This is a genomic window from Gemella haemolysans, assembly GCF_028308085.1.
Classification (GTDB): domain Bacteria; phylum Bacillota; class Bacilli; order Staphylococcales; family Gemellaceae; genus Gemella; species Gemella haemolysans_D.
This window is the reverse complement of record NZ_JAQMFS010000082.1, coordinates 1-19,833: the sequence shown is the minus strand read 5'-3', so window position 1 is coordinate 19,833 and position 19,833 is coordinate 1. Positions and strand designations below refer to the sequence as shown.

Here is a 19,833-nt window from a genome sequence, read left to right as displayed (position 1 = left end):
ACAATTCCAGGAGAAGGTACTTACACAGTAGCACCAGATGGAACGGTAACATTCACACCTGAGAAAACATTCACAGGAAAAGGAACAGGAGTAACGGTAAAACGTGTAGATAAGAATGGAACGCCAGTTACAGCTAAATACACACCAACAGTAACACCAGTAACACCAGAAGGAACACCTGCAGAATCTGAAGGGCCTAAAGGACAACTGCAAACAGGAACACCAGAATTCAAACCAGGAAATCCTAATGTGCCAATCGACGAAACTGTTAAACCAACATTCGACGATGGAACAACTACTAAAGAAGTACCAGGAGAAGGAATTTACACAATCGATGAAAATGGAAAAGTAACATTCACTCCAGAACCAAACTTCGTAGGAAAAGCTAAAGGTGTAACAGTAAAACGTGTTGACAAAAATGGAACACCGGTTACAGCTACATATACTCCAACAGTGCGTCCAGATACTAAATTTGTAGTTGTAGGTAAAGATGGAAAAGAAACTGAATTAATTCCATCTAAAGATGGAAAAACACCATCTGAAGTAATCCCAGGATACAAAGTTGCTAAAACTGAAGTAGATGAAAAAGGAAATACAAAACACATCTACGAAAAAGTTAAAACTTCATTCAAAGACAAAGAAGGAAATGAAATTCCAGGAAACCCAACGGAAGATGGAGAACAACCGAAGAAAGATATCCCAGGATACAGATTCGTAGAAACTAAGAAACTTCCAAACGGAGATACAGAACATGTCTACGAAAAAGTTAAAACTTCATTCAAAGATAAAGAAGGAAATGAAATTCCAGGAAACCCAACGGAAGACGGAGAAAATCCGAAGAAAGACATACCAGGATACAGATTCGTAGAAACTAAGAAACTTCCAAATGGAGATACAGAACATGTCTACGAAAAAGTTAAAACTTCATTCAAAGACAAAGAAGGAAATGAAATTCCAGGAAACCCAACAGAAGAAGGGGAACAACCGAAGAAAGACATACCAGGATACAGATTTGTAGAAACTAAGAAACTTCCAAACGGAGACATCGAGCACGTCTACGAAAAAGTTACAACTCCAGTAGCAGAAAAATCTACAACTTGGGTAGATGAAAATGGAAACCCATTAAAACCACAGGAAAATGGAACTAAAGATCCAGGATCAATCCCAGGATATGAATTAGTTAAGACTGAAGTTGATGGAAATGGAAATGTACAACACATCTTCAAGAAATCTTCTCGTATTCCAACTATAAACAGAACTACAATCTGGACGGATGAAAATGGAAATCCATTAAAACCAACAGAAAAAGGAACTGTAGAAGCAGGTAAGATTCCAGGATATGAGTTTGTAAGAACTGTTATCGATGAAAATGGTAATGTACGCCACATCTTTAGAAAAGTAACGAACTCAGTAGAAAAAGTAGGAGCAAAAGCTCAACCAAAACGTCTTGCTAACACAGGTGAAAGTGAAACTAACACAGGATTAGCAGGAATGGGACTTGCAATGTTCGGTGGATTACTTGCAGCGACAAAACGTCGTAAAAACAACAAAAACTAATTTGAAATTTATTATTTAATAAAAACGAAACTCTTATGATATATAAAAGACGCTCTCGATAATTTTCGAGGGCGTTTTTTCGTTAGATGAATTATTAGGGATTTATTATATCGCAAATAATGTGTATTTCTGTGAATAGAGTATTGGGGTTTATTTTTTGTAAGTTTTTATAATAGTATATGTATTAGTGTCTAAATAACTAATAATTAAGTAAATATTTGTAAAATTTAACACTTATTTTTTAGCAGAATGAAAATAAATTTGTAACATCAACTTAACGTGTTAACACTAAGGATGAGCAGTAGCTGTATTACTAAAATTTTCATTGCTGTTTCAACTGATATTTTTTATCATCTGAGTTATATAAATAAAAAAACTTTTGTAAAAAAATAGAGGTTTGTAAATTATATTTAAAATCTCTAAGAACATGCATATACAAACATTTCTTTCATAATTATACTTTAAATATGGATATTTTTAGGTACCTAATAGTATAAAAATAACACTAAATTAATAATTGTTACTAAAAAATAACACTTTTTTATTAGACAAATGCAAAGAAATTTGGTAAAGTATTTAAGAAATTTTAATGAATTTCAAATTAGTTTTAAGTAAGAGTCAGCGCAGTTTTAGTGCTGATTTTGATATAGAATTATTGAAAGTGTTAAATTAATATCATTTATCTTATGATATAAGTTTTGTAATTAAAGAGTTTTTCGCAAGGATTTTGTTTAGAATGTTATATTAAACCATAAGATATTATGAAATATACGCTAGAGATAATTAAAAAAGTATAAATAGGAGGAAAGAAATGGTAGGAAAAAATAATCAATACCTAAAAAATACCAAAGAAGGTACTAAGGTAGAAACATATTCTATCAAGAAATTTAAAGTTGGTACAGCGTCAGTAGTAATCGGTGCTAGTATCTTCTTAGGTGCTGGAGCAGTAGCTCAAGCAGCAGAAGAAGTTTCTAACAATACAACTGCAGAAAACACGACAAATGCAGTAGCTAAAGAAGAAACTCCAAAAGCTGTGGTACAACCAACAAAAGTAGAAAACACTAAAGAAAGTGTTGCGGCAGCAGTAGCAGCAAAAGTAGGGGCAGAAACTCCAAAAACTGAAGAAGCACTTGTGAAAGCTGAAACAAAAGCAGCTGATAAAACAGCTCTAAAAGCAAGTATCGATAGCTTAGAGAAAAAATTAAAAGATTCTAAAAATGCTGACGAAGCAGTATTAAAAACAGCTCGTGAAGAATTAGCAAAAGCAAAAGAAGTATTCGCAAAAGCTGATGCAACTCAAGATGAAGTTAATGCAAAAGTAATAACACTAGACGTCTTAACTAAAACAGTAGCAGAATCAGAAGCAACTACAGTAGCGGCTAAAGAAGAAGCTAAAAAAGCTGAAGATAAAGCAAAATCTGAACAGAAACAAACTGCAGAAGTTAAAGAAGCTAAAAAAGAATTAACTCAAGTAACTTCAGAAGCAGAAGTAACAAGCGTACTTGCTAAAGAAGCAATTCGTAAAAACGAAGTTAAGATCGAAGCGAAACCAGTTGTAGAAAAAGCAGTAGCTAAAAACGAAGAAGTTATCAAAGTAGCTAATGAATTACTTGGTAATGATGGAACTACTAAAGAACAAATTGCTAAAAGCTTAGAAGAACTTGGAAACTCTATTAAAGCAGTATACTCTGAGTTAGAAAATGCTGGTGTTCGTCGTGACGGTAGATACGGAGTAGCTCTATCTGCTGGCGAAGGATATACAGATAAAACAGAAGCGAAAAGTGCAGAAAACGGTGAATTCACAGCAACAAGTACTGGTAAAACTTATGAAGTATTAGACAATAATGATGCATACCGTCTCTATGTTCATGGATACCAATCAGAAAATAGTGAGATAAAAGGAAAAACCAGTCCACCAGCTGCTCAAGGTGGACGTACTGACCTTCCATTATCTAGTGAAGAAGCAAAAAAATTATCAGAAGAAGCACCGATGTGGACTGGAAAAATCCGTCCAGCAGGTAGTAAGATTGGACCTGTAACATATGGTTCTGGGGGTGCGTACGAATTTATCGCAACAGAAATCTATGGTTACAACTATGACCAAGGGAACCACTATGCGTACATTAAAAATGTAACTAAACGTTTCAGCTTATCTCCAGAAGCAACAGCTGCTGGTTACAGTATAAAAAACGTTGAAGTATCAAACTTAATCCCTGGTTTAGCATATAATAAAAATACAGATTCTGTTGAAGGATATGTATTAGCTAGTATCCAAAATGGTGTTTATGACTTCCGTTATGATGTAACTGTTGCGAAACCTGATGGAACAACAACAAAAGTATCTATTAAAGACTTAAAAGCTGGTTGGATGGGTTGGCAAGATACATCTGCACCAAGAGTTGCTGGTAACTCTACTGTAGTAACAGTTGGAGATACAATTAACCATGACCTTAAATTCATGGATAATGATGGATTTGCAAATGATACTCGTGCAAACTACAAATTGAACGGTCAGCCAATTGAACCTGGTAAAAAAATCAGTGGTAAAGCTACATTTACAGGTCTTGATGGAACAGAGTTAACATCAATGACTTCTTTTGTTATTCCTCAGCCTCACCTTGTTGTAAATGGTGAATATATGCCAAGTAAAAAACCGATCTCTAATACAATTCCAGGATTAACATTCGATCCAACGAAAAACTTACTTGAAGGAAAAGCATCAGATGCTGGAATTTACACATTAGCAGTACTAGCGAAAGACTTTAATAACGCAACAAACTCTAAGAATGCTCAATGGACAGCTAACGGTCAAGAAACTCACGAGAGTGTAACAATCGCGGTTGCTCCGAAGATTACAGTTAAAAACGTTGAAGCATATGCGAAAGAATTAGACGTAACTATTTCTAAAGGTGCCAACACTGGGGAAATCAGAATGCCGGATGGAACAGTTACGAAATTCGCTGTAAAAGATGGTAAATGGGTTGTTACTGAAGGAACAACAAACTCAGCAGTAACAGTAGGGACAGAACTTGGAACTGCTTCAGAAACTGCAGACTCTACGTTCAAATTAGCGGTAACTTCAGACGCTACGAAATACGTAGGAGTAGATAACATCGCAGCAAAAGCAAGTACTGATAAAGTAAAAGCAAGTTTACAACGTGAAGTAGTTACAGTTCGAGATAAAGATGGTAACACATATACTGCAACATTAAATGCAGCGACTGGTAAATATGCTATTCCAGATGACAAAGCTTATGAACTAGTAAATAATGGTGATGGAACATCAACATTAACAGAAAGACGTGTTTACACAGAAGCAGCAGGAGATGGAGCTATCAACTACTATATTTATGAATTTAAACGTGTTTGGACAGCGGAATCTAATGCAGCGACATTAGTAGAGCGTGTTGCAGAAGTACGTAAAAACGGTAAAGTAAAACAAGTAGTAAGTGTTGATAAAACAGATAATGTTCTTCCATTTGCTCAAGTAGCAGGAACTGACGGGGTTACTGTTCAAGTAACGTATGATTCAGTGTCACAACGTTGGACTGCATCTGACGGTTCAACAGTAACAGCTACGAAATCAAATGCTGGATGGATCTTAGAAACAAGTTCAGGATTTAGAGGATATGTAGCCTACCGTGAAGCAACAGGAACTCAATTAGCTTCTATCCAAAATGCTAAACCGACAGGAACATCAACAAGTTACTCTGAAAATAAAGATGCAACAGTAGACTTAATCGGTTCAGAAAAAGCTGATGTTGGCTTCAAAGATAAGATCGATGATAAATCTGACAACCCAGTTTCAGACACAATTAAAACAAAATTAACAGTAACAGCTCCAGATGGAACTCAAAAAGTATTCGATGCAGCTCAACCACAGGAAGAAGCATACATTGCGGCTCAACGTACAGCAGCGGAGAAAACTAAAGCAGCGGCAGCAGCGGTTAAAAACGAACAAGACTCTATCAATGACTTAGCTCGTCAACAAGAAATCGTAGACCGTGAAACAAGATATGTTGCCAATGCAGAAGAAGCATTAACTAAATTAAAATTACGTACTGTTTCACCAACAGCTCAAGAATTAGCAGAGAAATTATTAGCTGATGGTAGAGCGAGATTAGAAAAAGAAACAGCTGAATTAAGAAGAAAAGAAGCTGAACTTCCAGGAATCACAGCTCAAGTAGCAACAACTCGTCAAGAAGCTCTTGATTCAGAAGCAGCGGTAGAAACTGCACGTACAGCTCTAAAAACAGCAGCTGAGGCAAACTTAGCAAATGCTAAACAATACGCACTTTCACAAGTAGGACGTTACAAAGTAACTGTAAGAGACGTTGACTCAAACGGGGTTGTAACTACTCCAACAGTAGGAGGAACAGACTCTGGTGAAGTAACAGAAGATGCAGTAGCTGAAACAACTTACTACATCGTAGTAACTGAACCTAAGAAATCTTCTGGAGTTAAGAATACACCACAATCGGCTTCGATGGAAGAAGCGCTTAAAGCTAACCAACCAGCAGGAACAACAGTTTCTGATTACAAACTAGTAGATCCAGAAACAGGTAAGAGATCAACTTCAGTAACAACAAACGAAGGAACATACACAGTAAATCCAACAACTGGTGAAGTAACTTTCACACCAAACGCAGACTTTGTAGGAAATGCATCTCCAATCACAGTTGAAGGTAATGTAACATTCAACGATGAAGCGGGTAACCCTGTAAAAGTACCAGTATCAAACACTTACACACCAACAGTTTATGGTCTAGATAATGTAGACGATACAACAACAGGAAAACAAGGGCAACCTCAAAAATCTATTACAGGAGCTGAACGTTTCGATAAGTTAAATACTACTGAAAACACTCCTGATGGAACAAATGTTGATATGACTACAGCTAAGTATTCATTAACAGGTGCTAATCCAGAAGGTAAAGTAGTTGTTCCAAACGAAGGAACTTACTCAATCGACCCAGCAACAGGTATCGTAACATTTGAACCACTTCCAACATTCAAAGGAAAAGCTACTGGTGTAACAGTTAATGTTACAGCGAAAGCAACTGACTCTTCAGGAAAAGAATTAGATGTAACATCATCAGCAACTTATACTCCAGAAGTAGAAGAAGTTGTTCCAACAGCTACACCAGCTAAAACATCTGGAAAACAAGGGCAACCTCAAAAAGAAGACGCTAAGAAAATGTTCCACAAAGGTGATGACACTGCGCCAATCGACAACACTACAATTAGATTAGTAGATCCAAGTGGTGCTGAAGTAACAAGTCTTCCAGCAATGAAAAATGGAAAACAAGTTGGTACTTACACATTAGATCCAGCTACTGGAATCATCACATTCCAACCAAATCCAGACTTCGATGGAACACCAGAACCAGTTAAAGTAACAGCTGCGGATAAAAACGGAACTAAAGTAACAACTACTTATACTCCAACGGTAACGCCAGTAGAACCAACAGGAACTCCGGTTACATCTGAAGGAAAACAAGGTCAAACTCAAACAGGAAAACCAGTATTCACAGAAGGTGACCCAACAGCTCCAATCACAATTACTGAAGATCAACCAGCTCAATTTATTGATCCAACAACAGGTGAAGCAACTGAAGCAACAGAAATCCCTGCAAAAGACGAAAAAGGAAACACAGTTGGTAAATATACAATCGATCCATTAACAGGTGTAGTAACATTTACTCCAAATAAAGACTTCACAGGAACACCAGTACCAGCGACAGTTGAAGTAAAAGATAAAAATGGAACTCCAGCAAAAGCGACTTATACACCAACAGTAACTCCAGTTAAACCAACAGGAGAAGATGTAACTTCAAGTGGAAAACAAGGACAACCACAAGAAGGAACACCTAAGTTCACACAAGGTGATGAAGTAGCACCAATTACAATTAACGAACAACAACCAGCTAAGTTCTTCGATCCGATAACGAAACAACCGATTGAAGCAACAGAAATTCCTGCAAAAGACGGAGAAGGAAACACAGTTGGTAAATACACAATCGATCCATTAACAGGAAAAGTAACATTCACACCAAACAAAGACTTCACAGGAACGCCAGTACCAGCGACAGTTCAAGTAAAAGATGCGAATGGAACACCAACAACAGCTAACTACACACCAACAGTAACTCCGGTTAAACCAACAGGAGAAGATGTAACTTCAAGCGGGAAACAAGGACAACCTCAAACAGGAAAACCTGTATTCACACAAGGTGATGAAGTAGCACCAATCACAATTAACGAACAACAACCAGCTAAGTTCTTCGATCCGGTAACAAAACAACCGATTGAAGCAACAGAAATTCCTGCAAAAGACGAAACAGGGAAAATAGTTGGTAAATATACAATTGATCCATTAACAGGTGTAGTAACATTCACACCAAACAAAGATTTCACAGGGACACCAGTACCAGCGACAGTTCAGGTGAAAGATGCGAATGGAACACCAACAACAGCTAACTACACACCAACGGTAACACCAGTAGTTCCAACAAAAACACCAAAAGAAACATCTGGAAAACAAGCTCAGCCACAAACACAAGATACTGAGTCAATGTTCACAAAGGGTGATGAAGTAGCACCGATCGACAAGTCTACTGTTAAACTTATCGATCCAGAAACTAATGCAGAAGTAACAAGCATTCCAGCGAAAAAAGATGGAAAACAAGTTGGTACTTACACATTAGATTCAGCAACTGGAGTAATCACATTCCAACCAAATAAAGACTTCGTAGGAACACCGGATCCAGTTAAAGTTGTAGCTGCAGATACTAACGGTACAAAAGTAGAAACTACTTACACACCAACAGTAACTCCAGTTAAACCAACAAGTGAAGACGTAACTTCAACTGGAAAACAAGGACAACCACAAGAAGGAACACCTAAATTCACTCAAGGTGATGAAACAGCACCGATCACAATCAACGAAGAGCAACCAGCTAAATTCGTAGTGAACGGACAACCAGTTGAAGATAAAGAAATTCCAGCGACTAAAGATGGAAAAGAAATCGGTAAATACACAATTGATCCAACAACAGGAAAAGTAACATTTACACCAAACAAAGACTTTATAGGAACACCAGATCCAGCGACAGTAGAAGTTAAAGATAAAAATGGAACACCAACAACAGCAACTTACACACCAACAGTAACACCAGTAGTTCCAACGGCAACACCGAAAGAAACAACTGGAAAACAAGCTCAGCCACAAACACAAGACACTGAGACAATGTTCACAAAAGGTGATGAAGTAGCACCAATCGATAAAACTACAGTTAAACTAGTGGATCCAAGTGGAAACGAAGTAACAACTCTTCCAGCAACAAAAGATGGAAAAGAAGTTGGAACATACACATTAGATCCAGAAACTGGAGTAATCACATTCCAACCAAATAAAGACTTCGTAGGGACACCAGACCCAGTTAAAGTTGTAGCGAAAGATACTAACGGAACAAAAGTAGAAACTACTTATACACCAACGGTAACTCCAGTAACTCCAACATCTGAACCAAAAGCAACAACTGGAATCCAAGGTGCAACACAAGAAGGAACTCCAACGTTCACTCAAGGTGATGAAACAGCGCCAATCACAATTACGCCAGAGCAACCGGCTCAATTCGTAGTAGATGGAAAACCTATTACAGAAACAACAATTCCAGCGATGAAAGACGGAAAACAAGTTGGAACATACACAATCGATCCAACAACAGGAAAAGTAACATTCACACCAAACAAAGACTTCGTAGGAACACCAGATCCAGCGACAGTACAAGTTAAAGATAAGAATGGAACACCAACATCAGCGACTTACACACCAACGGTAACACCAGTAACACCAACAGCAGAACCAGCTGAAACAACAGACATCCAAGGTAAAGAACAAACTGGAAAACCAACATTCAAACCAGGTAACCCAGAAGTACCAATGGATGATGAAGTACCAGCGACATTCGAAGATGGAACTAAAGAAAAAGTAGTACCAGGAGAAGGAACTTACAAAGTAAATCCAGATGGAACAGTAACGTTCACACCTGAGAAAAGATTCACAGGAACTGCTAAAGGAGTAACAGTAAAACGTGTAGATAAGAACGGAACACCAGTAACGGCTAAGTACACACCAACAGTAACACCAGTAACACCAACAGCAGAACCAGCTGAAACAACAGACATCCAAGGTAAAGAACAAACTGGAAAACCAACATTCAAACCAGGAAACCCAGAAGTACCAATGGATGACGAAGTACCAGCAACATTTGAAGATGGAACTACAGAAAAAATAGTACCAGGAGAAGGAGCTTACAAAGTAAATCCAGATGGAACAGTAACATTTACACCGGAAAAAGGATTCACAGGAGTAGGAACAGGAGTAACGGTAAAACGTGTAGATAAGAATGGAACACCAGTGACAGCTAAATACACACCAACGGTTACACCAGTAACACCAGAAGGAACACCTGCAGAATCAACAGGAATCCAAGGTGCAAAACAAGAGGGAACACCAGAATTCAAACCAGGAAACCCTAATGTACCGATCGATGAAACAGTAGCACCAACACTAGAAGGTGCGGATAAAGATGGAAAAGTAGTAGTACCAGGAGAAGGAACATACACAATCGACAAAGACGGTAAAGTAACGTTCACTCCAGAACCACAATTCACAGGTGTAGCAAAAGGAGTAACGGTTAAACGTGTAGATAAGAACGGAACACCAGTTACAGCCAAATACACACCAACAGTTACACCGGTAACACCAGAAGGAACACCTGCAGAATCAACAGGAATCCAAGGTGCAAAACAAGAGGGAACACCAGAATTCAAACCAGGAAACCCAGAAGTACCAATGGACGATGAAACTCCAGCAACATTCGAAGATGGATCAACAGAAAAAGTAGTACCAGGAGAAGGAACTTACAAAGTAAGTCCAGATGGAACAGTAACGTTCACACCAGAAAAATCATTCACAGGTACAGCAAAAGGAGTAACAGTAAAACGTGTAGATAAGAACGGAACACCGGTTACAGCAACTTACACGCCAACAGTTACACCAGTAACACCAGAAGGAACACCTGCAGAATCAACAGGTCTTCAAGGTATTAAACAAGAGGGAACACCAGAGTTCAAACCAGGAAACCCTAACGTACCAATCGATGAAACAGTAGCGCCAACATTAGAAGGTGCGGACAAAGATGGTAAAGTTGTAGTACCAGGAGAAGGAACATACACAATCGATAAAGATGGTAAGGTAACGTTCACTCCAGAACCACAATTCGTAGGAAAAGCAAAAGGAGTAACAGTAAAACGTGTAGATAAGAATGGAACACCAGTTACAGCAACTTATACACCAACTGTTAAGCCGGTTGAACCTACTGGAAAACCTGCGAAAACAATTAACAAAAAAGGTGAAACTCAAACTGGAAAACCAACATTCACACCTGCAAACCCTAACGTACCAATCGACGAAAAAGTTCCAGCAACATTCGAAGATGGATCAACTGAAAAAGTAGTACCAGGAGAAGGTAAATACACAGTAGCACCAGATGGAACAGTAACATTCGTTCCAGAAAAAGACTTCGTAGGAAAAGCAAAAGGAGTAGCGGTAAGACGTGTTGATACAAATGGTAACCCAATTACATCTATGTACCTACCAGTTGTAACTCCAGAATTACCAGAAGCTAACCCAGCATTCTCAGTAGATGTTCAAGGTGTAACACAAACTGGTAAACCAACATTCATCCCAGGAAGCCCTAATACTCCAATCGATGAAACAGTTCCAGCAACATTCGAAGATGGTTCAACTGAAAAAGTAGTACCAGGAGAAGGAACTTACACAGTGGCACCAGATGGAACAGTAACATTCGTTCCAGAAAAAGACTTCGTAGGAACAGCACAAGGAGTACTTGTAGTACGTGTAGACACAGAAGGTAACTTAGCTTATGGAGTTTACATTCCAACAGTATTACCATTAACTCCATCATCTGAACCAGAAGTTACTAAAGGACCTAAAGGGCAAGTTCAAAAAGGTAAACCAACATTCAAACCAGCTAGTCCAGATGTACCAATTGACGAAACTAGACCAGCGACATTTGAAGATGGATCAACTACGAAAGTAGTACCAGGAGAAGGAACATACACAGTAGCACCAGACGGAACAGTAACATTCACTCCAGAAAAAGACTTCGAAGGAAAAGCTAAAGGAGTAACAGTTAAACGTTACGATAAGAAAGGAACTCCAATCTTAGCGTCTTACACTCCACTTGTAACTCCACAAACTAAATTTGTTGATACAAAAGGAAATGTAATCGAAGGATACCCAGCAGAAGATGGAACTACTCCGAAGAAAGATATTCCAGGATACAGATTCGTAGAAACTAAGAACCTTCCAAACGGAGATGTTGAGCACGTATACGAAAAAGTTACAACTCCAGCTCCAACACCAACTCCTGTAGTAGAAAAATCTACGACATGGACAGATGAAGAAGGAAATCCATTGAGACCACCAGTAAATGGAATCGAAGTTCCAGGAGAAATCCCAGGATACGAATTTGGAAGAACTGTAACTGATAAAGATGGAAATGTACGCCACATCTTCAAGAAAACTTCTCGTATTCCAGGTGAAAACAGAACTACAACATGGACAGATGAAAATGGTAACTCATTAAAACCATCTGAAAAAGGAACTGTAGAAGCTGGTAAGATCTCAGGATATGAGTTTATAAGAACAGTTATTGGAGAAGACGGAAATGTACGTCACATCTTCAGAAAAGCAACTAACGAAAAACTAGGACAACGTCTAGCAAACACAGGAACAACTCAAACTAATACTGGTTTAGCAGGATTAGGATTAGCGATTCTAGGTGGATTACTATCAGCAGCTCGTCGTAAAAACGACAAAAACTAATTTGAAATCAAAACAAAAAACCTACCAAACTAAACTCTAACAAACGAAGGCACTCTCGATAATTTTCGAGGGTGTCTTTTTTAGTATGAATTTCAGTTTTATGTCATAGAGATCTGATTAAGGTATTTTAATTAGTATTTCATAATATTTAGACTACTATTATAAAAAAAATTATATAATTATTTTTAGTAAATAATAAAATGTTTCTAAGTAGGTTGAAGTTAACTAAACATAAAACAAATAAAGTATATACAAATAAATATATTAACAAAGAGGATTTAAAATATTAATAATAGACAACTAATATTAGTATTTTAAGAAAACGCTTTACATAAATGTAATGTATTTCTTGGACAAATAGGCATATATTTGATAAGGTATAGTTGGAATTGTGTATAATTTTAAAGTGAGTTTTGTATTAATAGTGCTTTATATTATAAGTCAATACTATATAAAAATAAGGGAAATTAATTATTATTTTGAAATTTAGGAAAGGAGATTAATAGTATTTTGTAATAGACATAATATACATTTAAATAAGTATTTAAATAAGTATTTATATAAGTTTTATTAGGGATAGAAAAAGGAGAAAAATTTAATGGGAGAAAATAATAAGTATGTAAAAAGTATAAAAGACGGTACAAAAGTAGAATCGTATTCGATTAAGAAATTTAAAGTTGGTACGGCATCAGTAGTAATCGGTGCTAGTATATTTTTAGGAGCAGGGGCAGTGGCTCAAGCATCAGAAGAAGTTTCTAACAACACAACTACAAATAACACAACAAACGCAAAAGAAGAAACTTCAAGAGCAGTAGCACAACCTAAAGTTGAAAACACTAAAGAAAGTGTAGCTAATGCAGTCGCAGAAAAGTAGGAGCAGAAGCACCCAAAACAGAAGTAAAACAAGAGACACCTGCAGAGTCTAAATTGGATAAAAGTCGATTAGAAGCTTATATCAGTGAAGTTTCAGCTAATCTAGAAGCTGGGAAATACGCTAACAAAACAGATGAGTCTGTAGCGGCATTAAAAGCTGATTTAGAAAGCGCAAGAGCTACTCTAGCATCAGCTAAAACACAAGCTGAATTAAACGAAGCGTACAATAAACTTGTAACAACTGTAAACTCAAAATTAAAAAACAAACCAGTAGAGAAAAAAGAAACACCAGAAGTAGACACAACAAATGGACAACCTACAGTTGGTAAAAAAGCAGAAAATACAGAGAAAAAATCTGACTCAAACTCAATTGAAAACACAGGGTCTAACGATTCACGTAACGGTAAAGCATTAGATAGAAACAATGCGTTTAGAGCGGAGACAACTCAAACTCAAGGTAACTTTAATTATTCTATGGAGTTTTCTAATGGAAAAGAAATTTACCTTTATAATGAAGAAGATGCAGATGTCAATATTACAGTTAGCTCAACAGCTGGGAATATTACTAAAGCAACAGTTAAAGCCGGAAGTGGTCAGTTCGTACTAAAATCGAAAAGTGATCAAGCGATAGCTCATGCGAAAGGTCAGAACGTACCTAAGCCTGAGGAAGAAGAAGTCGAAATAGATGGTTATGGTTGGAGTTATCATCAAACATTAACTGAAACTCAAGGACCAGTGAAAATTAAAATCACTGGTAAACCAAATGATACGTTTAAAGGACTTAAACCTTATACAAAAACTGAAGATCAACGAGCTGTATTAGGAGCAAGATATTTACAACTTGAAGATTCTACTGGTGCTAAGCTGGCTGGAGGTAACAATCCATCAGCTCCTGGTTATTTCAACTTAGTTGTTAAATCTCAAACATATAAATACGATATTCAACCAGTAGCAGAGGAAAATAAAGTTGCTGTTGCAGATATTAATAACCTAACTACGGATGATATTAACAAAATCAAAGAGAAAATTAAGATTCAATACTCTGATAAAGCAACAACAGAAGATGCTCGATTAGCTTCTAAAAAAGGAGAAGTTTTATAAGATAGATCAACGGTAGTGAAAGAAGTCGCTGTTGCTAACGGAACAGTTACAGTTACGTATAATGACGATTCAGTAGATACTACTCCAGTTGCAAGTGTGGCGCGTACAAATCCAGTACCAACAGTAGAACTTCCATACTCAAATGTTAATAAACGTCAAATTTACGTTTATACAGGAGAAAATACTGATTTAACATTCAAAGCTACAGATGATTCTACTGTAAAAGATTTATATCTACGTGGACCAGGTGGTGTTGGAAATGATAACGCCGCAGCGTACGGATTCACAACAGGTAAGATTGATAACGGTGCCGTTACAAATGGAGAGGGAACAGTATCTGGCGATAAGAGAACAGCAACTATCAAGATGACGGGTATTACAACTCTTAAAGCTCCAAACCAATGGACAAGTTTTATTGAAGCTAAAGATAATGATGATTTCAAATCAATGACAGGAGTAAACTACGATGCTTCAACTGATGATGCAGTACGTCAACAAAAACCAGGATATGTTCAATTTATCGTTAAAAATCAAACATCTAAATATGAAATTTCAGCACCAACAGAAAAAGTAGCTGTAGCAGATCCAGCAAATGTAACAGATGCAGAGTTAGAAAAAATCAAAGAAAAATTAAAACTTGAATACAATAAGGATAATGATGATGCGAACTTAGCAGATAAAAAAGGTAAAAATGTCGACGATAAAGATGCTAAGATTAAATCAGTAACAAAAGATGCTAATGGAAATCTTGTAGTAACATATGCAGACGGATCTCAAGATACAAGAGCATTATCAGACTTTGTAACTATAGATAAACAACCTGCACTTGATGCGGTTAATAAAACAGCAGAAGATAAGATTGCAGAAATTAACAAAACGCCAAATGCTACTAATGAAGAAAAAGCAGCAGCAATCGCAAAAGTAAATGCGGATAAAGAAAAAGCCGTAGCAGCAATTAACGATTCTAATCTAACTACCAAAGCAGCATTAGATAAGGCTAAGGAAGCAGGTGCAACTGCAATTGCAGCTGATAACCCAGTAGTGACGAAAAAAGATGCAGCAAAAGCAGATGTAGAAGCAGCGCGTAAAGCAAAAGCAGATGCTATTACTGCCGATAAAAACTTAAGTCAAGCAGAAAAAGATGCAGCAATCGCTAAAATTAATAAAGCGGCTGAAGATGCAACAAAAGCAATCGATGCAGCAACAACAGATGTAGCTGTAGATACAGCGAAAAATGCTGGAACTACAGAATTTGGTAAAGTTAACCCAATCGCAAAAGAAAATGCAAAAGAAGCTATTGCGAATGCATTAACAGCTAAAAATAAAGAAATCGATGACCGTACTGATTTAACTCAAGCTGAGAAAGATGCAGCAAAAGCAGAAGCTAAGAAATTAGCAGATGCAGAACTTGCAAAAGTTGATGCTCAACCTGATAACGCAGAAACAGCAGATGCAGCGGCAGCAGCTCAAAAACTTGTTAATGATGCAGAAGATAAGGGTGTAGCAGATGTAACATCAGTATACCCAATTGCTAAAGAACAAGCTAAACAAGCAGTGGCAGATGAACTAGCTAAAAAAGAAGCGGAAATCGATGCTCGTACAGACTTAACACAAGAAGAAAAAGACGCAGCTAAGAAAGAAGCTCAAGATAAAGCAAAAGCAGCAACTGATGCAATTAATGCTCAACCAGCAATCGCTAATTCAGAAGATAAAGCAACAGCAGCACAACAAGCGGTAGATACAGCTAAAAATACTGGAGTATCAGAAGTTAAAGCTGTGAATCCAGAAGCGAAAGCTAAGCCAGCAGCGAAAAAAGCAATTGACGAAGCATTAAAAGCTAAAGAAGCGGAAATCGATGCTCGTACTGACTTAACAGATGAAGAAAAAACAGCAGCGAAAGCAGAAGCGAAAGCAGCAGCTGACAAAGCAAAAGAAAATGTAGATAAAGCAACAACAGATGCAGCAGTAAAAGAAGCAGAAACTGCAGGAGTATCAGAAGTTAAAGCAATTAACCCAGAAGCGAAAGCTAAGCCAGCAGCTAAGAAAGCAATCGATGATAAATTAGCAGAGCAATTAAAAGCTATTGAAAATACCCCTGATGCTACTGACGAAGAGAAAAAAGTAGCAGCAGATGCAGCAAGAGCAATCGCAGAACAAGCTAAAAAAGAAATCGATGCAGCTAAATCAGATGCAGATGTTAAAACTTTAGAAGACGAAGCAAAAGCTGAAATCGAAAAATCTTTACCATTAGTTGAAGATAAACCAAATGCTCGTAAAGCAATTGACGAAGAAGTAAAAGCTAAAAAAGCAGCAATCGATGCTCGTAATGATTTATCTCCAAAAGCTAAAGAAGCATTAAAAGCTAAAGTAGATAAAGTTGCGAATAAAGCTAAAGCGGCAATCGATGCAGTAACTAGTGTAGAAGATGTTAATACAATAGAAGAAGCAGATAAGGAAGCTATTAGATTAATTGGAGGTATTAATAGACCAATTGACAAAGTTCTTGTAAAAGACCCAAGTGCATTAACAGATGAAGAAAAAGCTAAAATCTTAGAAGAAGTTAAAAAAGTTAATCCTACAGCCAAAGAAGTTAAATATAACGAAAATGGTAAAATCGAGGTAACTACTGGAAATGGTGATAAAGGAACGATTAATCCAGCTAAATTAGTTAAAACCGAAGAAGACCTAGATAACGGTAAAGGTGGAAACGATATTAATAAACCACTTGATAAAGTTATCGTAAAAGATCCAGCTAACTTAACAGATGAAGAGAAAGCCAAGATTGTTGCTAAAGTTGAGGAGGTAAATCCAGATGCTATAGTAACGATAGATGAAAATGGAACTGTTTCTGTTTCTACTCCAGATGGTAAAACTTCGGCAATTCCAGCAGCAGATTTAGTGAGAACTAAAGAAGATACAGAAAAAGCAGGAGCAGGTAACTCTAATATTGTTAAACCAGCAGATAAGATAGTTGGTGAAGCAAATGATCCAGACGACCAAGCTAAAGCAGAAGAGAAATTAAGAGAGCTAAACCCAGATACTAAATCTGTTAAGTTCGATGAAGATGGTAATGCGACAGTTACCCTAAAAGATGGAACTACAGCAACAATACCATCAGAAGACTTATTCAGATCAGAAGCGGATGTAATTAAACCAAATGCAGGAAACGACATAGTTAAACCAGCGGACAAAACAGTAGCTGCAAACCCAGAAAAACTTACAGATGCTGAGAAAAAAGCAATCGAAGATAAAGTTAAAGCGGTAAATCCAGGAGCAACTGTAGTAGTAGACGATAAAGGAAACGCGACAATAACAACACCAGAAGGAAAAACAGCGGTAATTCCAGCAACAGATTTAGTTAAATCAGCAGAAGATGCAACTAAACCAAACGCAGGAAACGACGTAGTTAAACCAGCGGACAAAACAGTAGCTGCGAACCCAGAAAAATTAACTGACGCTGAGAAAAAAGCAATCGAAGATAAAGTTAAAGCGGTAAATCCAGGTGCGACTGTAGTAGTTGACGACAAAGGAAACGCAACAGTAACAACACCAGAAGGAAAAACAGCAGTAATCCCAGCAACAGACTTAGTTAAAACAGCAGAAGACGCAGCGAAACCAAATGCAGGGAATGACATCGTTAAGCCAGCGGACAAAACAGTAGCTGCGAACCCAGAAAAACTTACAGATGCTGAGAAAAAAGCAATCGAAGATAAAGTTAAAGCAGTAAACCCAGGTGCGACTGTAGTAGTTGATGACAAAGGAAACGCAACAGTAACAACACCAGAAGGAAAAACAGCGGTAATTCCAGCAACAGACTTAGTTAAAACAGCAGAAGATGCAACTAAACCAAATGCAGGAAATGACATCGTTAAGCCAGCGGACAAAACAGTAGCTGCAAACCCAGAAAAATTAACTGACGTTGAGAAGAAAGCAATCGAAGATAAAGTTAAAGCGGTAAATCCAGGAGCAACTGTAGTAGTAGATAACAAAGGAAATGCGACAGTAACAACACCAGAAGGAAAAACAGCGGTAATTCCAGCGACAGATTTAGTTAAATCAGCAGAAGACGCAACTAAACCAAATGCAGGAAACGACGTAGTTAAACCGGCGGACAAAACAGTAGTAGCAAACAAAGATGCCCTAACTCCAGAAGAGAAAAAAGCAATCGAAGATAAAGTTAAAGCAGTAAATCCAGGAGCAACTGTAGTAGTTGATGACAAAGGAAATGCAACGGTAACAACTAAAGATGGAAAAGTTGCGGTAATTCCAGCATCTAAACTAGTAATTCCAGCAGATAAAGTAACTGATGTAGCTGCACAAAGTGGAATCAACACACCAGCAGTAAGAACATTAGTAGCTAATAAAGACAGCTTAACACCAGAAGAAATCGCTAAGATCAAAGCAGCGGTAGAAGAAGTAAATCCAGGAGCAATCGTAGTAGTAGATGCGAAAGGAAATGCAACAGTAACAACTAAAGACGGTGTAACAGCAACGATCTCAGCTGAACAATTAGTTAAAGACGAGAAAGATGTAGCAGCTAAAAATAATGGTGAAAATATCAACCTTGACTTTGAAAAACAAGTTGTAGCAGACTTAGATAATCTAACAGATGCGGATAAAGCAGGAGCTAAAGATAAAATCTTAGCAGCAAATCCAAACGTAGCCGAAGTTATCTTCGATGCGAAAGGAAATGTGACAGTAATTCTTAAGGATGGAAGTTCATACACAATCTTAGCTAAAGATATCTTCAAAAAAGCAGAAGAACAAGCCCCATCAGTAAATGCTTCACCAGAAATCAACTTCCCTGAAAGAGTTCAAGTAGGAGACCTAACGAACCTAACAGATGAAGAAAAAGAAACTGTAAAACAAGCTTTAATTAAAGCAAATCCAGAACTAAAAGAAGCTAAGATTACAGTTTCACCAACTGGAGAAACAACAATCGTATATCCAGATGGAAGAGTAGTGGTAATCCCAGCAGAAAAATTAGTAGAAGCTAAAGGTTCTAATGGTCAATCTAATAATGACAATGGTGGAAATAAAGAAGATAACTCTACAAACGTTTCACGTGAAAATAACGGAGCATCAACTGGAAATACATCAAATTCTAAACTAGGACAACGTCTAGCAAACACAGGTACAACTGAAACTAATACTGGAATAGCAGGATTAGGATTAGCGATTCTAGGTGGATTACTAGCGATAGCTCGTCGTAAAAACGGCAAAAACTAATTTGAAATCTAAACAATAAACCTACCAAACTAAACTCTAACAAAAAAGACACCCTCGATATGTACCGACCCCAAAAAGTTAGACCAAAAAATCTAACTTTTTGGAGGTCGGTATTTTTATGACTAAATATAATTTTGAATTTAAAAAGAAAGTCG

The 19,833-nt window shown here is 37.3% G+C and carries 5 protein-coding genes; all 5 read left to right on the top strand.

Annotated elements, in window-relative coordinates; genetic code table 11:
* A partial coding sequence (locus tag PNO30_RS06710) for a MucBP domain-containing protein (RefSeq protein ID WP_271987623.1) occupies positions 1–1,557 on the top strand: 1,557 nt, incomplete at its 5' end.
* Between the two features lie 811 nt (positions 1,558–2,368).
* Positions 2,369–12,475 (top strand): YSIRK-type signal peptide-containing protein, encoded by a 10,107-nt coding sequence (locus tag PNO30_RS06705; protein ID WP_271987622.1) that lies wholly within the window; start codon positions 2,369–2,371, stop codon positions 12,473–12,475.
* A gap of 598 nt (positions 12,476–13,073) precedes the next feature.
* Positions 13,074–13,349 (top strand): YSIRK-type signal peptide-containing protein, encoded by a 276-nt coding sequence (locus PNO30_RS06700; RefSeq protein ID WP_271987621.1) that lies wholly within the window; start codon positions 13,074–13,076, stop codon positions 13,347–13,349.
* A gap of 53 nt (positions 13,350–13,402) precedes the next feature.
* Entirely contained in the window at positions 13,403–14,449 is a 1,047-nt protein-coding gene (locus PNO30_RS06695; protein ID WP_271987620.1) for a hypothetical protein, read from the top strand.
* Between the two features lie 15 nt (positions 14,450–14,464).
* Positions 14,465–19,678 carry a DUF1542 domain-containing protein gene (locus tag PNO30_RS06690; protein ID WP_271987619.1) on the top strand — a complete coding sequence of 1,738 codons (5,214 nt, stop codon included), beginning with the start codon at positions 14,465–14,467 and terminating at the stop codon, positions 19,676–19,678.
* The last annotated feature ends 155 nt before the right edge of the window (positions 19,679–19,833 follow it).

Coding starts and splice junctions, on each gene's coding strand:
- PNO30_RS06705 (WP_271987622.1), top strand. CDS start 2,369: ATGGTAGGAAAAAATAATCAATACCTAAAAAATACCAAAGAAGGTACT.
- PNO30_RS06700 (WP_271987621.1), top strand. CDS start 13,074: ATGGGAGAAAATAATAAGTATGTAAAAAGTATAAAAGACGGTACAAAA.